The 25917-nt window shown below is 67.7% G+C and carries 17 protein-coding genes, 3 tRNA genes and 1 pseudogene; 7 read left to right on the top strand and 14 right to left on the bottom strand.

Annotated elements, in window-relative coordinates:
- Window positions 1-92: 92 nt before the first annotated feature.
- The 3 genes and pseudogenes from PSR88_RS07235 to PSR88_RS07225 form a co-directional block, all read right to left on the bottom strand.
- Window positions 93-177, bottom strand: a tRNA-Leu gene (locus tag PSR88_RS07235).
- 48 nt (window positions 178-225) lie between these two features.
- Window positions 226-706: pseudogene (locus PSR88_RS07230) on the bottom strand (HNH endonuclease).
- On the bottom strand, window positions 703-912 hold the full coding sequence (locus tag PSR88_RS07225) for a hypothetical protein (RefSeq protein ID WP_029537125.1): 210 nt from the start codon (window positions 910-912) through the stop codon (window positions 703-705). Before PSR88_RS07225 ends, PSR88_RS07230 begins: the two are co-directional and overlap by 4 nt.
- 726 nt (window positions 913-1638) lie before the next feature.
- Here PSR88_RS07225 and PSR88_RS07220 point away from each other — a divergent pair.
- Entirely contained in the window at window positions 1639-10962 is a 9324-nt protein-coding gene (locus PSR88_RS07220; protein ID WP_016879909.1) for a type I polyketide synthase, read from the top strand.
- A gap of 9 nt (window positions 10963-10971) precedes the next feature.
- Window positions 10972-11364, top strand: a complete 393-nt coding sequence (locus tag PSR88_RS07215) for a holo-ACP synthase (protein ID WP_009474123.1) — start codon at window positions 10972-10974, stop codon at window positions 11362-11364.
- Window positions 11365-11432: 68 nt separating this feature from the next.
- On the opposite strand, the gene PSR88_RS07210 is transcribed toward PSR88_RS07215, so the two are convergent.
- On the bottom strand, window positions 11433-12122 hold the full coding sequence (locus tag PSR88_RS07210; protein ID WP_011594442.1) for a TetR family transcriptional regulator: 690 nt from the start codon (window positions 12120-12122) through the stop codon (window positions 11433-11435).
- 199 nt (window positions 12123-12321) lie between these two features.
- Complete coding sequence (gene bcp / locus PSR88_RS07205; protein WP_007296587.1) at window positions 12322-12795, bottom strand: thioredoxin-dependent thiol peroxidase; 474 nt, start codon at window positions 12793-12795, stop codon at window positions 12322-12324.
- A gap of 161 nt (window positions 12796-12956) precedes the next feature.
- On the opposite strand from bcp, the gene PSR88_RS07200 reads away from it, so the two are divergent.
- Complete coding sequence (locus tag PSR88_RS07200; protein ID WP_009474119.1) at window positions 12957-13178, top strand: DUF3618 domain-containing protein; 222 nt, start codon at window positions 12957-12959, stop codon at window positions 13176-13178.
- Window positions 13179-13333: 155 nt separating this feature from the next.
- Here PSR88_RS07200 and PSR88_RS07195 read toward each other — a convergent pair.
- Window positions 13334-13406: transfer RNA gene (locus PSR88_RS07195), tRNA-Lys, on the bottom strand.
- A 289-nt stretch (window positions 13407-13695) separates the two neighbouring features.
- On the opposite strand from PSR88_RS07195, the gene PSR88_RS07190 reads away from it, so the two are divergent.
- Window positions 13696-14934 carry an Ig-like domain-containing protein gene (locus PSR88_RS07190; RefSeq protein ID WP_016879910.1) on the top strand — a complete coding sequence of 413 codons (1239 nt, stop codon included), beginning with the start codon at window positions 13696-13698 and terminating at the stop codon, window positions 14932-14934.
- Between the two features lie 62 nt (window positions 14935-14996).
- On the opposite strand, the gene PSR88_RS07185 is transcribed toward PSR88_RS07190, so the two are convergent.
- Both PSR88_RS07185 and orn read right to left on the bottom strand, forming a co-directional pair.
- Window positions 14997-15072 (bottom strand) — tRNA-His (locus tag PSR88_RS07185).
- 85 nt (window positions 15073-15157) lie between these two features.
- Complete coding sequence (gene orn, locus PSR88_RS07180) at window positions 15158-15757, bottom strand: oligoribonuclease (protein WP_011594440.1); 600 nt, start codon at window positions 15755-15757, stop codon at window positions 15158-15160.
- Between the two features lie 85 nt (window positions 15758-15842).
- On the opposite strand from orn, the gene PSR88_RS07175 reads away from it, so the two are divergent.
- Window positions 15843-17579: a helicase HerA-like domain-containing protein gene (locus PSR88_RS07175; RefSeq protein WP_016879912.1), complete on the top strand. Its 1737-nt coding sequence runs from the start codon at window positions 15843-15845 to the stop codon at window positions 17577-17579.
- Between the two features lie 20 nt (window positions 17580-17599).
- Here PSR88_RS07175 and cmrA read toward each other — a convergent pair whose 3' ends face one another.
- Genes cmrA through PSR88_RS07160 form a run of 3 tightly spaced genes read right to left on the bottom strand, consistent with a single transcriptional unit; the run spans window position 17600 to window position 20993 of the window.
- Window positions 17600-18403 carry a mycolate reductase gene (cmrA, locus tag PSR88_RS07170; RefSeq protein ID WP_011594438.1) on the bottom strand — a complete coding sequence of 268 codons (804 nt, stop codon included), beginning with the start codon at window positions 18401-18403 and terminating at the stop codon, window positions 17600-17602.
- Window positions 18404-18421: 18 nt separating this feature from the next.
- Entirely contained in the window at window positions 18422-20446 is a 2025-nt protein-coding gene (locus PSR88_RS07165; protein WP_009474114.1) for an NADPH-dependent 2,4-dienoyl-CoA reductase, read from the bottom strand.
- A 13-nt stretch (window positions 20447-20459) separates the two neighbouring features.
- Window positions 20460-20993 (bottom strand): PadR family transcriptional regulator, encoded by a 534-nt coding sequence (locus tag PSR88_RS07160; protein ID WP_011594436.1) that lies wholly within the window; start codon window positions 20991-20993, stop codon window positions 20460-20462.
- Window positions 20994-21119: 126 nt separating this feature from the next.
- Between PSR88_RS07160 and PSR88_RS07155 the strand changes: the two genes are divergently transcribed.
- Window positions 21120-22445 carry an MFS transporter gene (locus tag PSR88_RS07155; RefSeq protein ID WP_009474112.1) on the top strand — a complete coding sequence of 442 codons (1326 nt, stop codon included), beginning with the start codon at window positions 21120-21122 and terminating at the stop codon, window positions 22443-22445.
- Here PSR88_RS07155 and PSR88_RS07150 read toward each other — a convergent pair.
- The 3 genes from PSR88_RS07150 to PSR88_RS07140 all read right to left on the bottom strand — a co-directional run bounded on the left by PSR88_RS07150 (window position 22442) and on the right by PSR88_RS07140 (window position 24683).
- A complete protein-coding gene (locus PSR88_RS07150; RefSeq protein WP_009474111.1) occupies window positions 22442-23020 on the bottom strand; it encodes a hypothetical protein in 579 nt (192 codons plus the stop codon). The two genes, PSR88_RS07155 and PSR88_RS07150, sit on opposite strands and share 4 nt — an antisense overlap.
- Before the next feature lie 77 nt (window positions 23021-23097).
- Window positions 23098-23949 carry an alpha/beta fold hydrolase gene (locus tag PSR88_RS07145; protein ID WP_011594435.1) on the bottom strand — a complete coding sequence of 284 codons (852 nt, stop codon included), beginning with the start codon at window positions 23947-23949 and terminating at the stop codon, window positions 23098-23100.
- 26 nt (window positions 23950-23975) lie between these two features.
- Window positions 23976-24683 carry a TetR family transcriptional regulator gene (locus PSR88_RS07140; RefSeq protein WP_009474109.1) on the bottom strand — a complete coding sequence of 236 codons (708 nt, stop codon included), beginning with the start codon at window positions 24681-24683 and terminating at the stop codon, window positions 23976-23978.
- A 118-nt stretch (window positions 24684-24801) separates the two neighbouring features.
- On the opposite strand from PSR88_RS07140, the gene PSR88_RS07135 reads away from it, so the two are divergent.
- The gene (locus PSR88_RS07135; RefSeq protein ID WP_011594434.1) at window positions 24802-25911 is read left to right on the top strand and encodes a ferredoxin reductase; all 1110 of its coding nucleotides are present in this window, start codon (window positions 24802-24804) and stop codon (window positions 25909-25911) included.
- The last annotated feature ends 6 nt before the right edge of the window (window positions 25912-25917 follow it).

Raw genomic sequence — 25917 nt, 5'->3', positions numbered from 1 at the left:
AGGTTGCGCCTATGGCGGCCGTCACAGCCGCCCGACGACCGTCGATCTAAGCGAAACAGGGCCGCCGAAAAATCGGCAAAGAACCCGAGCAGTGCGCGAGGGGGGACTCGAACCCCCACGTCCTTTCGGACACCAGGACCTAAACCTGACGCGGCTGCCTAATTACGCCACTCGCGCGCGAAGCACAGACTACGCCATGAACAAGGCACCCCCCCGCAGCACATGTCAATCGGATCGCCGGCCCCGGTCGAGGCTCTTTCGCCCGGCCCACGATGGAGTCGGGCTGTGGCAGTTGGGGCACAGGAATCGAACTTCCTGCAAGCGGGAGTCCGATGGGTCTCCCCGTATGTGGTCGACATGCAGGATCAGCGGGAGTCCGCACCACTCGTCCTGCACGCCGCATGCGACGCATTTGTACGGCACTCCTGCCTCGATCAGAGCCCTTCTCAGGAGGTGGGGTTGGACGCCTGCTGCCCGCCGGGCGACGGATCAGTATCTCCTGCCACGTCATTCGGTTGCGGGCACGCTTGCCCTTGGTGTGCGCCTGGCCCGTGAAGTGTGACGTGTCGATGCCGAGTGTGTTGATCCGGCGCCGCAGGTGCGCGTGTGTCCCACCCGCGGGTTTCAGGCCGAGGTAGCGCATGACGCCGGCGTAGCTCGTCGATTCTGCGACCGCCTGCTCGAGCACTTCTCGCGTGTACTTCATCTCGCAACCGCCACCCGCCGCTGCGCGCGCTGGTACCGCCAGGCGGCGTGGGTGAAGGTGGCGGGCGTGATCCCGAGCCGCGCTGCTGCCTCGGCGACGAGGTGTTCGGCGTCTGCAGTCGATGGGGGTGTTTCGAGGTCGAGCGCCTCGCCGAGGAACTCGCACACCACGCGGTGAGAGTCGGCGGTGCGGATGCCGAGTTGCATGGCGAGGCACTCCCAGGTGGCGGACCGAACCCGGGCACCCCGACGAGCGCCGTGAGGTCGTCGAGAGGTGCGGCCCGGTGATCGCGCCAGCGGGTGATGACGGCGCGGACCCCCGTGGTGGGCGTGCCGTACGTGGCGCGGGCGGAGAACGCGGCATCGAGCAGACCGGCTTCGATCTCGTGCGGCCAGCCCTCCGTCCAGTGCGGCCACGACTCTGGTGGCAGTTCGGCGGCGACGTGATCGAGTAGGGCGCGGACGTGGGCTGTGCTCATTTCTTCCCCCCGGAGAATGGCTGTCGGCTGTTCCTGGACTCGAACATTAGTGCGAGGGTCCGACAGGTTCGCTTTCGCAGGTCGCGGACCCGGATTCGAGGGCGCAGACCTGCATGAACCTGGGACTTCGTCAAGGTGGTAACAGATTGATAACGATTAATATGAGGCTTTCCTCAGGTTCTTGGACGTCCTCGCACCGCCCTCGTCCAGCACGGACGCGATCTACTCACCGGTCACTTCGCGGGAGATCTGTGAGGGACATCACGCGATATTTCTCCGATGCACGGCTGTGACACCCCGACGGCTCGTGAACGTGAGGAAATCCTCATGATTCTGTGTCAACCTTGAACAGCCCGGAAGAGCTGATCAGAGCCGATACAGCTGGCACACGATGCCGAGGGCGGCAGACACTATCCCCACCTCCCCCCAGAGGGGACCAGGAGAGGACATACGCGTGACGATTGACGACACGACACCCGCAGGAAACGGAAAAAACTCGAAGGGTTCGCGGCGCATCGGCGTAGACCGGGACGACACTCGGTCGTCGAGCAAGGGCACCCTCGTGGATCGTCTGCTCGGAGGTGAGCCGTACGCGCTCGCCTTCGGTGGTCAGGGTGCGCCCTGGCTGAGCTCGCTGGAGGAACTGAGCCGCGACAACGGACTCGAGCCGGCACTCACCACGATCGTCAACGACGCGGCCGACTACCTGGCCCCCGTGGCGCAGGAACTCCTCGTCGTGCGCCCGGTCGGATTCGACCCCATCGCCTGGATCCTCGAGCAGGAACTCGCCGACGAAGAGGACGGCGCCCAGGCGGCCGGTCCCTCCGCGGCAGCGCTCACCTCGGCGGCGGTGTCTCTCCCCGGCGTCTTCCTCACCCAGATCGCAGCGCTGCGTGCGCTGGCAGCTCAGGGCCTCGATCCCGCGGTTACGGCTCCCGTGTCGGTGATCGGCCACTCCCAGGGACTCCTCGCCGCGGAGGCCGTTGCCTCCTCGGGTCAGAAGGACGGCGAACTCCTCGCCCTCGCTCAGCTCATCGGTGCGGCTGCCGGCCTCGTCGGCCGTCGTCGCGGAGTGATCGCCGCCGCCGACTCCACCCCGATGCTCGCTGTCTCCAACGTCGACCCGGAACGACTCCGTCAGATCGTCGAGGAGCTCGCGGAGGGCCTCGAGCCCGAGCGTGCAGCCGTCCTCGGCATCCGCAACGCCCGTCGCCGCGTCGTACTGTCCGGCCCGCCCGCCCAGCTGGCACGCGTCCAGCAGCGGTGCGAGCAGATCGAGGCCGACGAGGCCCGTGAGCGCGACGCCAAGAAGCGTGGCGGCTCCATCTTCGCGCCCGTCTTCGAGCCCCTCGCGGTCGAGATCGGCTTCCACCACCCCGCACTCGCGGAGACGATCGACATCGTCGGCCAGTGGGCCGTGCGCTGCGGTCTCGACGAGGAGAAGGCCCGCGCTCTCACGAGCGCCTGCCTCGTCGATCCCGTCGACTGGGTCGCCGCCGTCGACAGCACCCTCAAAGCCGGTGCCGCGTGGATCCTCGACCTCGGACCCGGTGACCTCCTCACCCGCATGACGTCGGCCAGTGTCCGCGGCCAGGGCGTCGGCATCGTTGCCGCCGCGACCCGTGGCGGTCACCGCAACCTCCTCACCCCGGGCGCAACCCCCGAGGTTCCCGCCGCGTGGACCGAGTTCCTCCCGAAGCCGGTGTCGCTGCCGGGCGGCCGCATCGGCGTGGAGACCGCGTTCACGAAGCTGACCGGTCGTTCGCCGATCCTGCTCGCAGGCATGACCCCGACCACGGTCGACCCGACGATCGTCGCCGCAGCAGCGAACGCAGGCCACTGGGCCGAGCTCGCCGGCGGTGGCCAGGTCACCGAGCAGATCTTCGCCGACAACGTCGAGAAGCTCACCGGGCTGCTCGAGCCGGGCCGCGCCGTGCAGTTCAACTCGATGTTCCTCGACCCCTACCTGTGGAAGCTCCACGTCGGTGGCAAGCGCCTCGTGCCGAAGGCCCGCGCCGCGGGTGCCCCGTTCGACGGTGTCGTCGTCACCGCCGGTATCCCCGAACTCGAGGACGCCGTCTCGATCATCGGCGACCTCACCGACGCGGGCTTCAGCTACGTCGCGTTCAAGCCGGGCACGGTCGCGCAGATCCGCTCGGTCATCCGCATCGCCAACGAGGTTCCCTCGTTCCCCGTCATCGCCCACATCGAGGGCGGCCGCGCCGGTGGTCACCACTCGTGGGAAGACCTGGACGACCTGCTCCTCGACACCTACGCCGAGCTGCGCACCCGGCCGAACCTGGTCCTGTGCGTCGGTGGCGGCATCGGCACGCCCGAGCAGGCTGCCGACTACCTGACCGGCCGCTGGTCCGTTGCACACGGCTTCCCGGCCATGCCGCTGGACGGCATCCTGGTCGGCACCGCCGCCATGGCCACCCTCGAGGCGACCACCTCTGCCGAGGTGAAGCAGCTCCTCGTCGACACCCCCGGTACTCCGGACTGGGTCGGAGCAGGCACCGCCGAGGGCGGCATGGCCTCCGGCCGCAGCCAGCTCGGCGCCGACATCCACGAGATCGACAACGCCGCGTCCCGCACCGGCCGTCTGCTCGACGAGGTCGCCGGTGACGCCGACGCCGTCGCCGAGCGTCGCGACGAGATCATCGAGGCACTGAACATCACGGCGAAGCCGTACTTCGGCGACGTCGCGACCATGACGTACGAGCAGTGGCTGCGCCGCTACCTCGAGCTGGCCGTCGGTATCGACGCAGCGAAGGCATTCGACTGCGGCACCGACCTCCAGGACGCCATCACCGAGGCCACCTCGAGCCCGTGGCTCGACATCACCTGGCGTGCGCGCTTCGGTGAGATGCTGCAGCGCACCGAGTCGCGTCTGCACCCGGTCGACCGTGGCCCCATCCCCACCCTGTTCGCCGACGACGCGATTCTCGAGCGTCCCGAGGCGGCCGTCTGCGCCCTGCAGGCGCAGTACCCTGACTACGCCACCACGGTTCTGCACCCCGCGGACGTCTCGTTCTTCGTCTCGCTGTGCAAGACCCCCGGCAAGCCGGTCAACTTCGTGCCCGTCGTCGACGGTGACGTCCGCCGCTGGTGGCGTTCCGACTCGCTGTGGCAGGCACACGATCCTCGCTACACGGCCGACCAGGTCTGCGTCATCCCCGGCACCGTCGCCGTCGCCGGCATCACGCGCGTCGACGAGCCTGTCGGCGAGCTGCTCGACCGCTTCGAGAAGGCCACGTACGACGAGCTGGTCACGGCCGGTGTCGCGCCGCTGTCGCTGCCCGCTCGCCGTCACGCGGACATTGCCCGCGGCCTCCTCGACACCGTCCTGTCGGCTCCCGACATCCAGTGGGCCTCGCGCCTCACCCTGAACCCGGTTCGCCGGCTCGGTGACCTCGACAAGTGGTCGATCGAGTCCGACACCCTCGCGGTGCACGAGACCACCGGTGCCGAGCTGTCCGTCATCGACGACCAGCAGGTGCTCCTCACGGTCCCGCTGGTGGCAGCCAAGTCCGTCCAGATCACCATCACCGTTCCCGGGTCCGTCGCGGACGGTGGCGCTCCCGTGGTCACCGAGGCCGACGCCGAGAAGTCGATGACCGCACTCCTCGCGGTCGCGGCCGGTCAGGAACTGCCCGCCGTCAAGAACGGTGTCGCACGCCTCAACCTCGCCTGGACGCCCGACCTGGTTGCCGACCACGCCGGTGTCACCGGCTCGGGTCTGCCCACGACGCTGAGCGTCAGCGGCAAGGCCGTCCCGGACGTGGTCGTCGGCGCTTGCTGGCCGGCCGTGTTCGCCGTGCTCGGTGCTGCCAAGACCGAAGACTCGCTGTCCGTCATCGAGGGCATGCTCGACCTGGTCCACCTGGACCACAGCGTCGATTTCGTCGGCGAACTGCCTTCGGAGACCAGCATTCTCGTCGTCAAGGCCGAGGTCGCCTCGGTCCTCGACACCGACCTGGGCCGCGTCGTCGAGGTCAAGGTCGAGGTCGGCGCCATGCTCGGCGAGGGCCTGGACGCGCCTGCCGTCGTCACCCTGTCGGAGCGCTTCGCGATCCGCGGCCGCACCGGCAAGGGCGAACTGTCCGACCCGGCCCGCGCCGGTGGCTCGCTGAGTGACGAGGCCGTCGACACCCCGCGTCGTCGTCGCCGCGACACCACGATCGTCGCTCCCCGCAACATGGGCTCCTTCGCCCAGGTGTCGGGCGACCACAACCCGATCCACACCTCCGACAACGCGGCACTGCTCGCCGGCCTCGGCAGCCCGATCGTGCACGGCATGTGGCTCTCCGCCGCTGCCCAGCAGGTCGTCACCGCCGTGGACCCGGCCGAGACCAAGACGCCGCCGCGTCGTCTCACCGCCTGGACCGCACGCTTCCTGGGCATGGTTCGCCCGGGCGCCGAGATCGACGTCCGCGTCGACCGCATCGCGGTGGACCGTGGCGCCGAGATCGTCGAGGTCGGTTGCCGCATCGACGGTGAACTGGTGATGGTCGCAACGGGTCGCACCGCCGCCCCGAAGACCGTCTACGCGTTCCCCGGACAGGGCATCCAGCGTCCCGGCATGGGCCTCGACGCCCGCGCCCGCTCCAAGGCCGCCCGTGAGATCTGGGACCGCGCCGACAAGCACACCCGCAAGGCCCTCGGCTTCTCGATCCTCGCCGTGGTCCGCGACAACCCGACGGTCGTCAAGGCCCGTGGTGTCGAGCACAAGCACCCGGACGGTGTCCTGCACCTGACCCAGTTCACCCAGGTCGCGATGGCGACGCTCGGTGTGGCCCAGGTCGCCGAACTCCGCGAATCCGGTGCCTTCGTCGAGGGTGCCCTGCTCGCAGGCCACTCGGTCGGTGAGTACAACGCTCTCGCCGCCGTCGCCGGTGTGCTGCCTCTCGAAGCTGTTCTCGAGGTGGTCTTCCAGCGTGGTTCCGCGATGCACGCACTCGTTCCCCGCGACGAGGCCGGCCGTTCCGACTATCGGATGGCTGCCATCCGCCCGTCGCAGATCGGTCTGGCCGACGACGACGTCGAGGCGTTCGTCGCCGGTGTCGCCGAGGCGACCGGTGAGTTCCTGCAGATCGTGAACCTGAACCTGCGTGGCTCGCAGTACGCCATCGCGGGCACGGTCGCCGGGCTCAACGCGCTCGAGAAGGAAATCGACATCCGCCGTGAGGCTTTCGGTGGCAAGCGCGCGTACATCATGGTTCCGGGCATCGACGTCCCGTTCCACTCGACGGTGCTGCGTGGCGGCGTCGACGACTTCCGTGGACGTCTCGAGGAACTGCTTCCGCAGGACATCGACCCGGCCATCCTGATCGGGCGCTACATCCCGAACCTGGTCCCCAAGCCGTTCTCCCTGAAGAAGGAGTTCGTGCAGGAGATTGCCGACCTGGTGCCGTCGAAGCCCCTCGACAAGGTGCTGAAGGACTTCGACTCCTGGTCGAAGAAGCCGGTCCAGCTCACCCGCGTGGTCCTCACCGAGCTCCTGGCCTGGCAGTTCGCCAGCCCGGTGCGCTGGATCGAGACGCAGGATCTGCTGTTCGCCGACGAGTCCGAAGGTGGACTGGGTGTCGAGCGGTTCGTGGAGATCGGTCTGGGCTCCGTCCCGACCGTCGCGAACCTCGCCTCGCAGACCCTGAAGCTGCCGGGCCGCTTCGGCTACCCGGTCGAGGTCCTCAACATCGAGCGTGAAGCGTCCATCGTGTACTCCACCGACGTCGATCCGGCGCCGGTCGAGGACGACGAGCCCGCAGCACCCGCAGCCGAGGCGCCCGCCGCATCGGCCGCACCCGCCGCGGCTCCGGCCCCGGCCGCTGCACCGTCCGGTGGACCGCGTCCCGACGACATCGCGTTCAAGGCCGCCGACGCCACCAAGGTCCTGATCAGCCTGTGGACCAAGCTCCGTCCCGATCAGGTCGGCCCCGTCGACACGATCGAGGCGCTGTGCGACGGCGTGTCCTCGCGGCGTAACCAGCTGCTCGTCGACCTCGGCTCCGAGCTCTCGCTCGGTGCGATCGACGGTGCCGCGGACGCCGACATGGGTTCGCTCGCCGGCACGGTCGACTCCCTGGCCCGTACGTACAAGCCGTTCGGCCCGGTGCTGTCCGACTCGATCAACGATCACCTCCGCAAGGTCTTCGGCCCCTCGGGTCGTCGTCCGGCGGCCATCGCGGACCGCGTGAAGAAGGTCTGGGAACTCGGCGACGGCTGGGCGTACCACGTCACCGCCGAGGTGGCGCTCGGAACCCGCGACGGGTCCAGCATCCGTGGTGGTGACCTCGGTGGCCTGGCCGGCGGCGGTCTCGCCGACGGCGCCGCAGTGGACGCCGTCATCGACAGCGCAGTGGCCGCAGTGGCCTCGCGCCGTGGGATCAGCGTCTCCCTCCCGTCCTCGGGTGGCGGAGCCGGTGGCACCGTCGACGCCGCGGCGCTGGGCGAGTTCACCGAGCACATCACGGGCCGCGACGGCGTGCTGGCCTCGGCCGCCCGCCTCGTGCTCGAGCAGCTCGGCTTCGCAGGCGACGCGGCGACGGCAGCGCAGCCGACCGACACCGAACTCGTCGACCTCGTGTCGGCGGAGCTCGGTTCCGACTGGCCGCGACTGGTCGCTCCCGCGTTCGACGCCAGGCGGGCGGTGCTGCTCGACGACCGCTGGGCCAGCGCACGTGAGGATCTGGCTCGTCTGTGGATCGACGCGGCAGGCGTGGAGTCTCTCGAGATCGAAGGCTTCGCCGGTGCAGGCAAGTCCGTTGCGGCGCAGGCCGCATGGTGGCAGGCCCGCGCAACCGACGAGGGTCGCACGGCTCTGGCCGAGAAGTACGGGCGTATCGCGGAGGCGGCAGTCCTCGTCACCGACGAGACCCCGGAATGGGCAGACCAGGTCGCCGTCGTCACCGGTGCCAGCAAGGGTTCCATCGCGGCCTCGGTCGCAGGCAAGCTCCTCGCCGGCGGCGCGACGGTCTTCGTGACCACCTCGCGTCTCGACGACAAGCGTCTCGGCTTCTACCGCGACCTCTACCGCCGCAATGCTCGCGCCGGTGCCGCCCTGTGGGTGGTCCCCGCGAACATGGCGTCCTACACGGACATCGACGCGCTCATCGAGTGGATCGGTGAAGCGCAGTACGAGACGGCCGGTGGATCGAAGAAGCTCGTCAAGGAAGCGGTCACCCCGACGCTGCTGTTCCCGTTCGCCGCGCCCCGCGTGGCAGGCGACCTCGCCGACGCCGGCGCCCGCGCCGAAATGGAGATGCGCGTTCTCCTGTGGTCGGTGGAGCGTCTGATCGGCGGACTGTCGAAGGTCGGTTACGACCGTGACGTCGACACCCACCTGCACGTGGTCCTGCCCGGTTCCCCGAACCGCGGCCTGTTCGGTGGCGACGGTGCGTACGGCGAGGCCAAGGCCGCGCTGGACGCTGTGGTCGGCCGCTGGAAGGCCGAGCGCAACTGGGCCGAGCGCGTCACCCTGGTGCACGCTCTCATCGGCTGGGTCCGCGGAACCGGCCTCATGGGCGGCAACGACCCGCTGGTCGAGGCTGTCGAAGGTGCCGGAGTCCGTACCTGGTCCACCCAGGAAATGGCCACCGAGCTGCTGCAGTGGTGCGAGCCCGAGGCACGTCGCCTCGCCTCCACCGAGCCGCTCGCGGCCGATCTGACCGGTGGGCTCGCCCAGGCGAACCTGGACCTGCCCGCGCTGGCGAAGCAGGCTCAGGAAGCTGCGACCGCTGCTGCCGAGGCCGATGCGGATGCAGTCGAGATCGACACCATCGCGGCTCTGCCCGCCCCGCCGCGGGTTTCCGAGTCGGTGGCACCGGCTTGGTCCGGCGTCACGGCGGCTCCGGAAGACCTCGTCGTCATCGTCGGCGCCGGTGAGCTCGGACCGTTCGGTTCCTCGCGTACCCGCTTCGAGATGGAGGTCGACGAAGAGCTTTCGGCGGCAGGCGTTCTCGAACTCGCCTGGAACACCGGACTCGTCGTGTGGGAGACCACGCCGTCCGCAGGCTGGTACGACGCCGAGACCGGGGAACTGGTTCCGGAGGCCGAGATCGCGGACAAGTACCACGACGCAGTCGTCGAGCGCTGCGGCATCCGCCGCTACGTGGACGAAGGCGCGATGATCGAGAACACCGCACCGCTCCTCACGTCGGTCTTCCTCGACAAGGACCTGAGCTTCGTGGTCAGCACCGAGGCGGAGGCACTGGCCTTCGTCGAGGCCGACCCGGAGAACACGGTCGCGGCGCCGGTTCCGGACAGCGGTGACTGGCAGGTCACCCGCCGTGCGGGCACCGAGATCCGCGTCCCCCGCAAGATGAAGCTCACGCGCAGCGTGGGTGGTCAGATCCCGACCGGATTCGACGTCACCAAGTGGGGCATCCCCGCCGACATGGCCGATTCCGTCGACCGCGTGGGCCTGTGGAACATCGTCGCCACGGTGGACGCGTTCCTCACCGGTGGGTTCACGCCCAGCGAACTGCTGCGGTGGGTGCACCCCTCGCTGGTCGCCAACACCCAGGGCACCGGCATGGGCGGCATGACCTCCATGAGGTCGCTGTACATCGACACGCTGCTCGGCGAGAACCGGCCGAACGACATCCTGCAGGAAGCCCTGCCGAATGTGATTGCGGCGCACGTGGTCCAGTCCTACGTCGGCGGTTACGGCGCCATGGTCCACCCGGTTGCGGCGTGCGCCACGGCTGCGGTGTCCGTCGAAGAGGGCGTCGACAAGATCAAGCTCGGCAAGGCGCAGCTGGTCGTTGCCGGTGGCTACGACGACCTCGGCACGGAAGGCATCATCGGATTCGGTGACATGTCTGCCACTGCCAAGACCGACGACATGCGCGCCAAGGGCATCGAGGATCGCCGCTTCTCGCGGGCCAACGATCGTCGACGCGGCGGGTTCGTAGAGTCGGCCGGCGGTGGCACCATCCTCCTCGCTCGCGGTGACGTGGCACTCGAGATGGGTCTGCCCGTCCTCGGTGTGGTTGCCTACGCCAGCTCGTTCGCGGATGGTGTCCACACATCGATCCCGGCTCCCGGAATCGGTGCGCTCGGTGCAGGTCGTGGGGGAGCGGATTCGCAGCTCGCCCAGTCCCTCGGCAAGCTCGGTGTCAGCGCCGACGACATCTCGGTGATCTCCAAGCACGACACGTCCACCGCGGCCAACGATCCCAACGAGGCGGAGCTGCACGAGCGCCTCGCCGGGGCACTCGGCCGCAGCGAAGGTGCGCCGCTGTTCGTGGTCTCGCAGAAGAGCCTCACCGGACACTCCAAGGGTGGTGCCGCAGCATTCCAGCTGATCGGTCTCTGCCAGGTGCTGGATCAAGGTGTCGTCCCGCCGAACCGCAGCCTCGATTGCGTCGACGAGAAGATGGCCGAGTTCGAACACCTCGTGTGGGCTCGGGAGCCGCTCCGATTCGGTGAGCAGTTCCCCCTGAAGGCCGGTCTGCTCACGAGCCTGGGCTTCGGTCACGTCTCCGGACTGATCGCCGTCGTGCACTCGCAGGCGTTCGTCGAGGCCATCCCGGCCGACAAGCGTGAGGCGTACCTCGAGCAGGCACGCAAGCGCACCGTCGAGGGTCAGCGTCGTCTGGCGAAGGCCATGGTCGGAGGCGGCAGCCTGTACGAGCGTCCGGCGGATCGTCGCTTCGGCGGCGACAGTGTCCCGGCCGCAGCGTCCCGTCAGCTCGAGGCGGACGTCCTGCTCACCGAGGCCGCGCGCCTCGGAGCGGACGACGTGTACAGCTCGGGTCTGCCCGGCTGCAAGTAGGAACGACGGATGGGAGTTCTGGGGATCGGCTTCGATCTCGTGACGGTGTCGGAGTTCGCCGAGCAGCTGGACCGGCCAGGGACGGCAATGCTCGACAACTTCACACCGGGCGAGCGTCGGGACGCCGTGACCCGGAGCTCCGATCCGGCTAGACATTTCGCCGCCCGGTGGGCTGCGAAGGAGGCAGTGATCAAGGCCTGGTCCACGTCTCTCTTCGCCAGCCCGCCGGTGCTGCCCGAGATGATCCACCACCTGATCGAGGTGGTGACGGATGCGTGGGGACGGCCGAGTATCCGCTTACGCGGAGACGTCGCCAAGCATCTGACCGACGTGAAGATTCACATCTCCCTCACACACGACGGAGACATGGCGGGCGCGTTCGCCGTCATCGAGTCCGTGTAGGCGCCTCCGGCGCCCGTGCGCCTTTCTGGTAGCTCCGGCAACCGGAAGGGCGCACAGGCGCGTAACGGCTAGGTGGAGCGCGATTCCTTCTCGGCGACCAGCAGGTATGCCACCATCAGCCGTTTGAGTTCGGCGACGGCGTCCGCGTGGCTCTGATTGTCCTGCACGGAGAAGTTCAGCATCGAGTACACGACGTGGACGAGCACCTCGGCCATCATCGTGCGCCGCTCCCGCGACGTCCGCGGGGTGAGGGGCGCGAGCATCCGTGACACCTGCTCCGCGAACGCCTTCTCGTGGATGGCGCCGGTGGCGCGGGTCGAGGGCGTCGACTGCATCGCCAGCCACACCTCGCGCCTCGACGGGTCGGATGTCCACAGGCCTGCCATGTGGTCGACGAAGGAATTGAGGAACCGCAGCCAGTCGAGGGACGGGACCTCACCGTTGAACTGGGCGATCTCGTGCTGGACGCCGACGAGGTCCTGCCGGTTGAGTTCGCAGACGATCACGTACTTGTTCGCGAAGAACTGGTAGAGGGTGCCGATCGGGACGTCCGCGCGTGCGGCGACCTCCTCGCACGTGAACGATTCGAATCCCACGTCCACCAGCAACTCCCGCGATGCCGTGAGCAGCGCGTCGAACTTCCGGCGACTACGTTCCTGGGTCGGACGTCTGCGGGGCAGTAGTTCCTGCGGGTCCGACTGCAGCTCCAACGCCGGGTCCACTCGGCGCGGCGCTTGCTTGCTGACTGAAGACTCCACCGCCCCAGGCTATCCGTCTTTCGTCCGGATTCCGAAGATCCCTCCCGGTGACGCGTCGGGTTTCACCTGGGCGAGGAGACTGCTCGCGCCGTTTCGGTGTGAACGATGTGATCGCCCACAAGTAGCCGACGGCTGCATTCCGACCCACCACAACGCCGGTGACGGGCGGCCGACGACACGCAGCCGCCCGTCGCGTCGATCAGACGGACAGGTCTCGCCGCAGTTTCGCGACGTGGCCGGTGGCGCGGACGTTGTACTGGGCCACTTCGATCTTCCCGTCCTCGTCGACGAGGAACGTGGAGCGGATGACACCCTGCACCGTCTTGCCGTACATCTTCTTCTCGCCGAACGCGCCCCACGCCTCGAGTGTGGCCTTGTCGGGATCGGATAGCAGAGGGAACGTCAGTTCCTCGTTGTCACGGAACTTGGCCAGCTTCGCCGGCTTGTCGGGTGAGATGCCGATCACGTCGAGGCCTGCGCCGTTCAGGTCGGCGAGGTTGTCGCGGAAGTCGCAGGCCTGTTTGGTGCAGCCCGGCGTGCTCGCCGCCGGGTAGAAATACACGACGACCTTGCGGCCGCGGTAGTCGGCGAGCGACACATCGTTGCCGTCGGCGTCGGGCAGCGTGAAGGCGGGTGCGGTGTCTCCGGGGGCGAGTCTGTTGTTGTCGGTCACGAGAAGTCAGGCTACCGGGACGGGGTGGACGTGGCCCGAAGCGCGATCGGGGGAGACGGAGTCGCAGGTCGGGAGTTCTCGTCTACGGTTGACGCAAGTGTGGGATCGTCGCGGTAGCGTCGCTCTCGCTGATCGAACCAGTCGAACAAGTTGGAGGACACGTGCCCAGGGACACCGAGAGCATCGAGCGTGAGATCGAGAACGCGCGCAATCAGCTCGCGAGCACTCTCGACGAATTGACGGTCCGCACCAACCCGAAGCGTCTCGTGGAGAGCACGAAGCGCACGCTGATCGCGAAGCTGAACGAGCCGGCGGTCAAGTACGGACTGATCGCCGTGGGTGCGGTGGCAGGGCTCCTGGTGCTCCGCAAAGCGTTGCGCTGAACAACCCTCGTCAGTGACGGGCCGTCGGATGTGAAGTTCGCAGTGACTTCACGTTCCGGCGGCCCGTTCGTCATCCGGCCGCCCACTCGGTGCGGTGAGATCGTGACACGAGAAAGGCCCCCATCCTCGTGAGAGGATGGGGGCCTTCGTGCAAGTGCGCCCACAGGGACTCGAACCCCGGACCCAGTGATTAAGAGTCACTTGCTCTACCAACTGAGCTATAGGCGCTCGCTCTTGCGAGACAGAACATTAGCGGGTCGCTTCTCGAGAATGCAAATCGCCTGGTGGCGACTGCCCGTGGCGACCCCATCCACACGGTGGCGCGTAACAAGAGCGCCGCTGGTCACGATTGATATTCGAACGTTATTGAGCGGCTCGGCGCTTGGTTGGAACCGCTCTCCAGTGGCTGGCATCATTGAAGACCACACGGTCTCGACGTGCTGATTCGTCTTGCGAAGGCGAGGGACGTGCCGGCTTGAACGTGAATTCGGAGCGAGGACGTGAAGTGGGGTTATCCATGGGTGTGGGGCGTGGCGGGCGCGTGCGTGCGCAATCGGTGAGATCCGTCTCGAAGACGGCGACGATTGTGGCGGCATCACTCGTATTCGCAATATCGATCGCAGGGTGCACCGTCTCCGGTGCCGACAGCGTCACGTCGGAAGGTGAGGCGCCGATCGATTCCAATCCGGTCACCGAACTCATCAAGCCGAAGCTGACGGCGTCGGCCGTCGATGGTGCGGTGGGATTCTCGCCCGGACAGCCGGTGACGGTGACTGTGGCCGACGGCACGCTGGCGGCGGTCACCATGCTCAACCCGGAGGGCGAGCCGGTCGACGGCGCCATCGCCCCCGACGGGTTGTCCTGGGTCAACACGGAGCCGCTGGGCTACGACAAGGAGTACCGGCTCGAGGTGAAGGCGAACGGACTCGGCGGCGGCACCACTTCGACGTCGGCGTTCACGACCAGCGCGCCCGGCAACGTCACCAAGCCGTACGTGATGCCGTCGGAGGGTGACGTGGTGGGCATCGGTCAGCCGATCGCGGTCCAGTTCGACGAGAACATTCCCGACCGCAAGGCCGCGGAGGCCGGCATCACGGTCACGACGAATCCGCCCGTCGAGGGCGCGTTCTACTGGGTGAACAACCGTGAGGTGCGGTGGCGTCCGCAGAGCTACTGGGCTCCCGGCACGGCCGTGGACGTCAAGGTCGCCGTGTACGGGCGCGATCTCGGTGACGGACTGTTCGGCCAGGAGGATGTTCACACGGCCTTCACCATCGGCGACGCCCTGATCGCGACGGCGGACGACAACACCAAGCAGGTGACGTTCGAGCGCAACGGCGAAGTGATCATGACGATGCCCACGTCGATGGGTAAGGACGACACGCCCACCGACAACGGCGTCTACATCATCGGCGACCGGTTCGCGAACCTCGTCATGGACTCGTCCACCTACGGTGTGCCGGTCAACTCCCCGCAGGGATACAAGACGCCCGTCGACTGGGCGACGCGAATGTCCTACAGCGGCATCTTCTTCCACTCGGCGCCGTGGTCGGTGGGGCAGCAGGGCTACTCGAACGCGAGCCACGGCTGCCTGAACCTGAGCCCGTCCAACGCGAAGTGGGTGTACGACAACACGAAGCGCGGCGACATCGTGATCGTCAAGAACACGCTGGGCGGCACGCTGTCGGGCACGGACGGCCTCGGTGACTGGAACATCCCGTGGGATGTGTGGAAGGCGGGCAACGCCAACGCCTGACGGCAGGCGTCAGACCAATCGCAAAGAGGAAAGCCCCCGGCCGAGGCCGGGGGCTTTCCGTATGGGGTGAGTGACGGGACTCGAACCCGCGACAGCCAGGATCACAACCTGGTGCTCTACCAACTGAACTACACTCACCATGTGCTCCAGGCACCGCCCGGGGGCAGTAACTTCGGCGAGGAAGATACTAGCGCGTCCGGTGCCCGAGAAGCCAATCGGTATCTCAGGCGGGCCCGAGTTCCTCGACAACTGCGGCGATGTCGCTGGTAGACGGTCCGGGCTCGGGCACGAACGCCGTCTTCCGGTAGTACTTCAGTTCCCGGATCGACTCCCTGATGTCGGCCAGGGCGCGGTGGGCGAGACCCTTTTCGGGCTGACCGAAGTAGATCCGCGGGTACCAGCGTCGGGACAGTTCCTTGATGGAGCTGACGTCGATCATCCGGTAGTGCAGGTAGGTGTCGAGGTCCGGCATGTCGCGGGCGATGAATCCGCGGTCGGTAGCGATCGAGTTGCCTGCGAGCGGCGCCGTCCCGGCGACCGGCACGTGCTCGCGGATGTAGGCGAGCACCTGCTGCTCGGCCTCGGCGAGCGTGACCGTGGACTTCCGGACCTCGTCGGTCAGCCCCGAGTTCTCGTGCATCTTGGTCACCACGTCGGGCATGGCCGCGAGCGCGTCGTCGTCGGCGTGGATGACGATGTCGACACCCTCACCGAGCACGTTCAGCTCGCTGTCCGTGACCAGAGCTGCGATCTCGATCAGCTTGTCGGTGCCGAGCCGGAGCCCGGTCATTTCACAGTCGATCCACACAAGTTTGTCCTGCACCAGGAACACAGTAGTCACGTGAGTGACGGGATAATGTCTGCGGTGGACACTTTCTCCCGACGTGCGTGATCCGAGGAGGGCTTGGATGACCCGGCAATCGCAGGACGGCGACGCGACCTCGACCCCGGCGGAGAGGGCGGCGGCGGCGAGGGCGGCGGCCGCCGAGGCGGCCAGGATCGCGGCGGAGGCTGCGGCAGCGGCAGAGGAGGCCGAGAAGGAAGCCCGGGACGCGGAGGCCGCGGAGAACCGTGCTCCCGCAGGCGTCGCCGCCTCCTCCGGTGCCGCCGCGGACATCGCGGCCGGATACTCCTCGGAGGGTGCGGCTCTCGAGCTGGGAACGGTGGTTCTCGACGGCGTCGTGGATTCGGCGGCCCGGGTGCGTATCCCCCTCGCGACGGTCAACCGGCACGGACTCGTCGCCGGCGCCACCGGGACGGGAAAGACGAAGACGCTGCAGGGTATTGCCGAGCAGTTGTCGGCTGCAGGGGTTCCCGTGGTGATGGCCGACGTGAAGGGCGACCTGTCGGGCCTGTCGCAGCCGGGTGAGGCGGGCGACAAGATCACCACCCGGGCGTCCGAGACGGGTGACGGCGAGTGGCGGCCGGCGGCGTCCCCGGTCGAATTCCTCTCGCTGGGAACGGAAGGTCTGGGCATTCCCGTCCGCGCGACCATCACGGCGTTCGGGCCGATCCTGCTCGCCAAGGTTCTCGGGCTCAACGAGACTCAGGAGTCCACGCTGGGGCTGATCTTCCACTGGGCCGACGTTCAGGGGCTTGCGCTTCTCGACCTGTTGGATTTGCGATCGGTCATCGCGCATCTCACCAGCGACGAGGGCAAGGCCGATCTGAAGGGCATCGGAGGCGTGTCCCCGGCCACGGCCGGCGTGATCCTCAGGGCCCTCGTCAATCTCGAAGCCGACGGCGGCGACACGTTCTTCGGGGAGCCCGAGCTCGAGACCGAGGATCTGCTCCGGGTGATCGACGGCAAGGGCGTGATCACGTTGTTCGAGTTGGGCGCCCAGGCCGCGCGACCGGCATTGTTTACCACCTTCCTGATGTGGGTGCTGGCCGACCTGTTCCAGACGTTGCCCGAGGAAGGCGATCTCGACAAACCCAAGCTCGTCTTCATCTTCGACGAGGCGCACCTGCTCTTCGCGGACGCGTCGAAGGCGTTCCTGCAACAGGTGGAACAGACCGTGAAGCTCATCCGCTCGAAGGGTGTGGGGGTCTTCTTCTGCACCCAGTTGCCGACGGACGTCCCGAATGCGGTGTTGTCGCAGCTCGGTGCGCGGATCCAGCACGCGCTGCGCGCCTTCACTCCCGACGATCAGAAGGCGCTCACGAAAACGGTACGGACGTACCCGACCACCGAGAACTACGACCTCGAGAAGGCTCTCACCTCACTGGGCATCGGTGAGGCGATCGTCACGGTCCTGTCGGAACGGGGCGCACCGACGCCGGTGGCGTGGACGAGGATTCGGCCTCCCCGCTCGCTGATGGACACCATCGGCACCGACGCGATCACGGCCGCGGCGTCGTCGAGCCCGCTGTCGGCGAAGTACGGGCAGACCGTCGACCGGGAATCGGCGTACGAGAAGCTGACGGCCAAGGTCGCCGGAGCCCCGGCCGCGGAACCAGGTCTCGACCTGCCCCCGCTGCCCGACCTGCCGACACCACCGCCCGCACAGCCGGAGGGTCCGAACATGGCCGAACAGATTCTCGGGAACTCCGCGGTGAAGAGCTTCCTCCGCTCGGCCGCGTCGGCCGCCGGCCGCGAAATCTCCCGCAGCATCTTCGGGACGGGTAAACGTCGCAGGCGGTGAAACCCGCTGCACGCCAGTGTCTAGCTGCCCAGCTTCTTGTAGAACGTTCCGACGATCGGGGCGACCACGGCGCGCGGGCTGTACTGCCCGGCAACGGACATCGCCTTGCTGATGATGCCGGGCACGACGCGCATCTTGTTGTCGGCCAGACCGTCGAGCGACACCTTGGCGGTGTATTCGCTGGAGATCCACAGGAAGTCGGGCACCAGCCTGTCCACGATCGACGCGTCCGCCGGATCGGGCTCCTCGGTGCGGACCGGGCCGGGTGCGAGCAGCGTGACGTTCACTCCCGTTCCCTTGAGTTCGCCGCGCAGCGACTCGGAGAAGGTGTTGACGAACGCCTTGCTGGCCGCGTAGGTGGCGTTGTGGGGGATGGGCATGTTGCCTGCCGCGGAGCCGACCATGAGGATGGCGCCGGACTTGCGTTCGAGCATCCCGGGCAACACCGCGAGGGTGAGGTCGTGCACCGCAACGGCGTTGAGTTCCACCTGGGCCCGCTCGTACGCCGGATCGAGTCCGGCGACCGGGCCGAACGTGGCGATGCCCGCGTTGTTGCACAGGACGCTGATCTCACGTCCGGACAGTTCGGTGACGAGGGTGGCCCGCGCGTCGCGATCCGACAGATCGCACGCGCGCACGTCGACCTCGACGCCGTACTCGTCACGCAGGGTCCCGGCGAGTGACTCCATCACCTCGCCGCGGCGCGCGACGAGGATCAGGGAGTGGCCCCGGGAGGCCAGGTCGGTGGCCAGCGCCTCGCCGATTCCGGACGAGGCGCCGGTCACGACGGCGCGGGCACTGGGAGTGGGGTTCGGCAAGCTCACGATCAGCAGCGTAGTGCGTCAGATGCGCGCGGCGAGCCGGGTGCCCTGCTCGATGGCCCGTTTGGCGTCGAGTTCGGCGGCGACGTCGGCGCCCCCGATGACGTGGGTGGTGACGCCGGCGACGGTCAGTTCGTCGACGAGGTCACGCACCGATTCCTGACCTGCGCAGATCACGACGTTGTCGACGGCGAGGGTGCGGGGCTTCTCGCGTTTGGCGCCGAACGTGATGTGCAGGCCGTCGTCGTCGATGCGCTCGTAGTTGACCCCGGACAGTTCCTGCACGCCCTTGTTCTTCAGCGCTGCCCGGTGAACCCAGCCCGTGGTCTTCGCGAGTCCGGCGCCGATCCGGCCGCTCTTGCGCTGCAGCAGGTACACCTCACGCGGCGACGGTTCGGGGATGGGTGTGGTGAGGGCGCCCGCCGCGGCCTCGGGTTCGGTGACACCCCACTCCTGCTTCCACTCCTTCAGGTCGAGCGTCGGGGAGTGCTCGTGGGTGAGGAACTCGCTGACGTCGACGCCGATCCCGCCGGCTCCGATCACCGCGACCGACTGCCCGACGGGCTTGCCGCCCCGCACGACCTCCGGATACGTGAGCACCTTCGGGTGGTCGATACCCGGAATGGACGGAACGCGCGGCGTCACCCCGGTCGCGACGATCACCTCGTCGTACTCGCCGACCAACTCGGTCGCGGTGACGCGGCTGTCGAGCCGGACGTCGACACCGGCGAGCGGAAGCTGGCGGTTGTAATACCGGATCGTCTCCGCGAACTCCTCCTTGCCGGGGATCTTGCGGGCGATGCCGAACTGGCCGCCGATCTCCGAATCCGCCTCGAACAGGGTCACCGAGTGGCCGCGCTGTGCCAGGCCCAGTGCCGCCGACAGTCCGGCCGGTCCGGCGCCTACGACGGCGACACGCTTCGCGGCCCGGGTGGGGGAGAGTGTCAGTTCCGTCTCCCGGCCTGCACGGGGATTCAGCAGGCACGACACGTGCTTGCGGACGAAGGCGTGGTCGAGGCAGGCCTGGTTGCACGCGATGCACGTGTTGATCTCGTCGGGGGTGCCCGCTTCGGCTTTGCGCACCCAGTCGGGATCGGCGAGCATCGGGCGCGCCATCGAGATGAGCTGCGCGTCACCGCGGGTCAGGATTTCCTCGGCGACCTCCGGCATGTTGATCCGGTTCGACGCGGCCACGGGAATGCTCACGTGCTTCTCGAGCTTGCCGGTGATGTCGGCGAACGCGGCCCGCGGTACCGAGGTCACGATCGTCGGAACACGGGATTCGTGCCAGCCGATGTCGGTGTTGATGATGGTCGCGCCCGCGGCCTCCACTTCCTGTGCCAGCGCAACGATCTCGTCCCACGTCTGACCGCCCTCGACGAGGTCGGCCATCGACAGGCGGAAGATGATGATGAAGTTCGGGCCCACCGCCTTGCGAGTGCGGCGGACGATCTCGACGGCCATCCGCCTGCGGTTCTCGGGAGTGCCGCCCCATTTGTCGGTGCGCTTGTTGGTGCGCTCGCACAGGAACTGGTTGATGAAGTAGCCCTCGCCGCCCATGATCTCGACGCCGTCGTAGTTCGCCTGCTGCGCGAGCCGGGCGCAGCGGACGAAGTTGCGGATCTGCCAGCGCACGCCGCGGCCGGTGAGTTTGCGGGGCCGGAACGGGTTGATCGGGGCCTTGATCGACGAGGCGGAGACGCTGAACGGCTGGTAGCTGTACCGGCCGGCGTGCAGTATCTGCAGGGCGATCTTGCCGCCCTCGTCGTGCACCGCCTTCGTGATCGCGCGGTGCCTGCGTGCCTCGACACGGTTGGTGAGCTTGGCGCCGAACGGCAGCAGCCAGCCCGTCCGGTTGGGCGCGTATCCGCCGGTGACGATCAGCGCGACACCTCCGCGGGCGCGCTCGGCGAAGTACTCGGCCAGACGGGGAACGTCTTTGGCGCGATCTTCGAGCCCGGTGTGGATGGAGCCCATGATCACCCGGTTCTTCAGCGTCGTGAAACCGAGGTCGAGGGGAGCGAGGAGCTGCGGGAACTGTGTCATTGGCGGCGTGTCCTTACTGTGCGAGCGCGTCGAGTACTTCTTGGCACCAGTCGGCGAATCCCTCTTCGACGCGGATTCCGCCGCGCAGGACGAGGTACTGGTGCAGGGCTGCCCCGGAGAGCTGGGCCGGTGCGGGGAAGTCACGTTTTTCGATCATGCGGTAGACCTCGAGCCGGGCGGCGTGGCCGTCGCGGTGGCGAGCGACCTCGGCGGTGAGTGCGGCGATGTCACCGTGCTGAGCAGCGCGGATCTTCACTGCCAGCTCGTTGCGCAGGTGGTTGGGCTCGGTCGGTTCGGCGATCCAGCGCTCGAGTTCCGCGCGCCCGGCTGCGCTGACCCGGTACACCTTCTTGTCGGGTCTGCCGACCTGCGCCACGACCTCGGCATCGACCCATCCCGACTCGTCCATGCGTTTGAGGACGCGGTAGATCTGCTGGTGGGTGGCGCTCTGGAAGAAGCCGATGGATTTGTCGAACCGGCGCGCCAATTCGTAGCCCGAGCCGGAGTGCTCGGTCAGGGAGACGAGGAGCGCATGTTCGAGTGCCACGAACCGAAGTATGTATGCAACGAGGTGCGTATGCAACTGAGTGCACACTTAGTTGTTCCGTGCGAACGGGACGCTCGTCGCGTCAGACCGTACGAACTTCCCGTTCGCTCGCATAGGCTCGCGGGCATGAGCACCGACGTTCGTCCGCCGGCCGGGATCGGCGAGGCCGCGACGCGCAGACAGGTTGTCGCGTGGGGGCTGTGGGACTGGGGATCGGCCGCCTTCAACGCCGTGATCCTCACGTTCGTCTTCTCCGTGTACCTGACGGACGCCGTGGGGGACGACCTGCCGGGGTCGATCTCCGCGAGCACGTGGCTGGGATGGTCGCTCGGCATCGCCGGTTTCCTCATCGCCGTGCTCGCCCCCGTCACCGGTCAGCGATTCGACGCCGCCGGACGACGCAAGTGGGCGCTCGGCGTCCTCACGTTCGCGACGGTCGGGTGCATGGCGGCGATGTTCTTCGTCCGCGACTCGTACCAGTACCTGTGGCTCGGACTGGTGCTGCTGGCCGCGGGTTCGGTGATCTTCGAACTGGCCGGCGTCCCGTACAACGCGATGCTCAGGCAGGTGTCGACGCCGGCGAACATCGGCCGGGTGTCCGGGTTCGGCTGGGCGATGGGCTATTTCGGCGGGATCGTGCTGCTGCTGCTGTGCTACTTCGGATTCATCTCCGGTGACGGCGACAACCGGGGATTCCTCGGGCTCACCACCGACGGCGGACTGAATATCCGGATGGTGGCGCTGCTCGCCGCCGTCTGGTTCGCGATCTTCGCGATCCCCGTCCTGTTGAAGGTCCCCGAGCTACCCCGCCCGCACGTGGATCCGGGTGCCGACAAGGCCGGCTTCGTCGAGTCGTACCGGGTGCTGTGGCGCGATCTGCGCGACCTCTGGGTCGCCGACCGGCGCACCGTGTACTTCCTGGTGGCGAGTGCGCTGTTCCGTGACGGGCTGGCCGGTGTCTTCACGTTCGGCGCCGTCCTCGCCGTCAACGTCTACGGCATCAGCGCGGGCGACGTGCTGCTGTTCGGCGTCGCGGCCAACGTCGTCTCCGCGCTCGGCGCGCTCACCGCCGGCCGGTTCGACGACCGGATCGGACCCAAGACCGTCATCATGACGTCCCTGATCGCGATGATCGTCGTCGGCGTCGTACTGACGGCCGTCTCCGGACCGGCCATGTTCTGGATCTTCGGGCTGCTGCTGTGCCTGTTCGTCGGTCCCGCGCAGTCGTCGGCGCGCACATTCCTGGCCCGGATCACACCACCCGGCCGGGAGGGGCAGATGTTCGGTCTGTACGCGACCACCGGTCGCGCGGTCTCGTTCCTCTCGCCCACCCTCTTCGGATTGTTCGCCTGGTGGTTCGCGGCGGATCGGGCGGGGATCATCGGCCTGGTGATCGTGCTCGCGATCGGGCTCGCCGCGCTGACGATGGTGAAGGCGCCCGAGCGCGACTAGCGCCGCGCGCGATTGTCATCGATCCGGAGCTTGTCCGGGAACAGCCGTCGCTGTGTCAGCCAGCCCGCCGCCGCCACGACGATCCAGATCAGCGTGGCGAAGAACTGCTGGCTGCCCTCGTTCGGATCCTCCAAGAAACCCAGCGGAGGGATAGCTAGGCCGAGCCCGGTCAGCACCATGCTGGCGCCGCCGACCGCGGTGAGCCACAACAACGCCCGCGCCCGGTACCGGTCGGCGAGGAATCCACACGCGACGGCGAGTGCGACGATCACGACCCCACTGAGGAGCCAGCCGGCGTCGTCGGGTTGCAGAACACGACTGAGCTTCGCTCCGATCACCGCGCCCGCGATGATCCCGATGAAGAATGCGGCGAACTTGAAGATCAGGGTCGTGGCCACCCACACCACTACCGCACCGATCGCCGCGACCAGGAACGTCGTCCCGAGCGACAGCGACAGCAGGTCGGCCAGGAGCCAGCCGAGGCCGAATCCCGCGGCGATAACGGCGACGTGTTGTGAACCGACACCGGCGAAGCACAGAACGGCGCCGACCAGAAGGATTGCGATGCCACTCATGGTGCCCTCCCAGGGTGCACGAGACGAGTAGTGTCATCAAACCAGAACGGACGCCCCGTCGAGGTGAAGAGCGGATTTCAGTTCGGTGCGGCTGCGGTGCGCGCGAGGATCGCATCCGCGAGGGCGCCCGGGCGCTGTTCCGGGATCCAGTGCGTGGCATCGTCGAGCACGACGAATTCGTACGGCGCATCGACGAACTCGCCGCACCGCTCGGCACCCGCACGACCGAGCATGAGGTCGCCCGTGCTCCAGACGTACGTCGTGGGGACCGTGACGACCGGGGTGGACTCGAAGTCCTTCGTCATCGCTCTATACCAGTTCAGGGCGGCGGTCAGCGCGCCCGGTTCACTCAGAAGTCCGACATGCTCGTCGACGAGTTCGGAGCTCACGACGTCCGCGAACACCGCGCGCAGCCGCTGGGCGTCGTCGCGGAGGAGAACGTGCTCGGCCTTGCCCTCCGTCCGCAGGAAATCGATATAAGACGATCGCTGTTGCTGGTCGGCGTCCTGGCGTAGTGCCCAGCCGAAGGCCGCGGGATGGGGAACCGATACCGTGGTCAGAGACGTGAGGCGATCCGGGTGGCGGGCCGCCACGCACCACGCCACCACGGATCCCCAGTCGTGGCCGACGAGGTGCACCGTGTCGAGGTCGAGGGCGTCGAGCAGCCCCACGACGTCTGCAACGAGGTGGTCGATCCGGTAGGACTCGACGCCATCGGGGCGCGCACCGCGCGAATAGCCGCGCTGATTCGGCGCGTAGGTCCGCAGGCCCGCGTCGTTCAGGATGGTCGCGACCCGTGACCACGACGCCGCACTTTCCGGGTATCCGTGGAGAAGGAGGACGGCGTCGCCGTCGGTGGGGCCACCGACCGTCACGTCGAAGGTGAGCGGACCTACCGGGACGTGGGTGTGCTCGAGGAGAGTCGACATGCCCCCACCGTACGGTGAGAGCGCGACTACTTCCCGGGATTCCACCCGCTCATGCCGAGCATGATCAGGCGCAGTTGCCGTTCGGCGCGCGCGACCACCTCAGCCTCACCTCGGCTTCCGGGACGCTCGGCCTCGAGTAGATCGACGACGACGGCGAACATGGTGGACACGATCAGGTCGGCCGCCATCTCCAGGTCGTCGTGGTCCCAGGACTGCAGACCGTCGATGCGGGACAGGTCCACCGTGAGTTCGCTGACGAACAGCTTCATCTCGGTCGCGATTGCCCGGCGAATTTCCGGGACGCCGCCGTAGCGTTCGCGGCTGAGGAACCGGAACTGCGCCTCGTGGGTGCGGACCTGCCGCACGAGGATGTCGAGGGATGCGCCCGCGCTCTTGGTGCTCGGGGTGCGCCGGGCGTCGCGGAGCATCTGCCGCAGCATCCGCATGCCCTCCTCGACGAGCACCACGCCGAGCTCCTCGATGGACGCGAAGTGGCGGTAGAACGCGGTGGGCACGATTCCCGCGGTGCGGGTGATCTCGCGGAGGCTCACGCCGGCGAAACTGCGGTCCGCCATGAGTTCGAGCGTGCCGTCCAGGAGAGCCTTCCTCGTGCGCTCCTTGCGGGCTGCCCTGCTCTCCGGTTCGGCGCCGGTCGACTGACTCACGGCAGTGAGTGTATTCGCGGCGGTGCCGACGACCGTCATCTCCGGGTGCTCGTACTCGTCATCCGACATGCGTATCCGATCCCTGTCTGGGGTGTGCGTGCGGTCACATTCCGATTGACAAGTTCCTGTCTCTCTCTGTCACACTATTGTCAGTGTACAACCGTGCACTCAAAAGGAGGAGGCTGACGTGTCAGTTGCCCACACCAGTCGTCCGGCGGAGGGACGCAGGTTCTCGCTGCTGTCGTTGTTCGAGGCGATGGCCACTCCGCACCAGCTCGACCGCTACCTCGAACTCGTCACTCCCATGGTCACCGTGCGCGACCTGCGAGCCGAAGTGATCGAGGTCCGGCGGTCCACCGCCGACACCGTTACCCTCACGCTGCGTCCCACCCGTCAGTGGCGCGGATTCCGTGCGGGGCAGTTCGTGCAGGTGGGCGTCGTGATCGACGGGGTTCGGCACACCCGGTGCTACTCACCGGCCAATGCACAGGCGTCCACCGACGGGCTCGTCGAGCTGACGATCAAGGCGCATCCCGACGGTCTGGTCTCGCAGTACCTGCACGCGCACGCGCGTCCCGGTCTCGTGCTCGACCTGTCTCAGGCGGCGGGAGAATTCACCCTTCCGTCTCCGCGTCCGTGCCGGCTCCTGCTGGTGAGCGGAGGCAGCGGAATCACCCCGGTTCTGTCGATGCTGCGCACCCTCGTCGACGAGCAGCACGTCGGCAGCATCACTTTTCTGCACTACGCGTACACCGAAAACGACGTCGCGTACCTCGACGAGTTACGCGCACTCGCGGACGCGAACGCGAACGTCTCCCTCGTGTTGGCGTACACCGATCAGGAGACCGGCGGTCATCTCCACGGGTTCTTCGGTCAGGAGCACCTCGACGCTGTGGCGCCCTGGTACGCGGACGCCGAAACCTTCCTGTGCGGCCCGCCCGGACTGATGCGTGGCGTTCGGGAGGTGTATCGCGAACTCGGCATCGAGGACCGTCTGCACACCGAGGAATTCGCTCCCGCCGCAGCCCCGGCGGAGGGTGCGGCCGGTGGCGAGGTGTCCTTCACCGCCAGCGGTGTCACCGCGGACAATTCCGGCGCGACGCTGCTCGAACAGGCAGAGGCCGCCGGGCTCCATCCCGAGTACGGGTGCCGGATGGGCATCTGCTTCTCCTGCACGACGGTGAAGAAGTCGGGGTGCACCAAGAACGTCCGCACCGGCGACACCGACACCGATCCGGACAAGGCGATCCAGCTGTGCGTCTCGGTTCCGGTGGGCGACGTCGCCCTCGACATCTGACTTTCA

The sequence above is a fragment of the Rhodococcus sp. DK176 genome, assembly GCF_038447315.2.
GTDB lineage: Bacteria > Actinomycetota > Actinomycetes > Mycobacteriales > Mycobacteriaceae > Rhodococcus_F > Rhodococcus_F jostii_A.
The sequence above is the reverse complement of the archived record's forward strand: the minus strand, read 5'-3'. Positions and strand labels throughout refer to the sequence as shown.

Excerpts from the sequence above, each read along its gene's own strand:
- PSR88_RS07225 (WP_029537125.1), bottom strand. The coding sequence starts at position 912 with ATGCAACTCGGCATCCGCACCGCCGACTCTCACCGCGTGGTGTGCGAG.
- PSR88_RS07215 (WP_009474123.1), top strand. The coding sequence starts at position 10,972 with ATGGGAGTTCTGGGGATCGGCTTCGATCTCGTGACGGTGTCGGAGTTC.
- PSR88_RS07190 (WP_016879910.1), top strand. The coding sequence starts at position 13,696 with ATGGGTGTGGGGCGTGGCGGGCGCGTGCGTGCGCAATCGGTGAGATCC.
- PSR88_RS07175 (WP_016879912.1), top strand. The coding sequence starts at position 15,843 with ATGACCCGGCAATCGCAGGACGGCGACGCGACCTCGACCCCGGCGGAG.
- PSR88_RS07165 (WP_009474114.1), bottom strand. The coding sequence starts at position 20,446 with ATGACACAGTTCCCGCAGCTCCTCGCTCCCCTCGACCTCGGTTTCACG.
- PSR88_RS07155 (WP_009474112.1), top strand. The coding sequence starts at position 21,120 with ATGAGCACCGACGTTCGTCCGCCGGCCGGGATCGGCGAGGCCGCGACG.
- PSR88_RS07150 (WP_009474111.1), bottom strand. The coding sequence starts at position 23,020 with ATGAGTGGCATCGCAATCCTTCTGGTCGGCGCCGTTCTGTGCTTCGCC.
- PSR88_RS07145 (WP_011594435.1), bottom strand. The coding sequence starts at position 23,949 with ATGTCGACTCTCCTCGAGCACACCCACGTCCCGGTAGGTCCGCTCACC.
- PSR88_RS07140 (WP_009474109.1), bottom strand. The coding sequence starts at position 24,683 with ATGTCGGATGACGAGTACGAGCACCCGGAGATGACGGTCGTCGGCACC.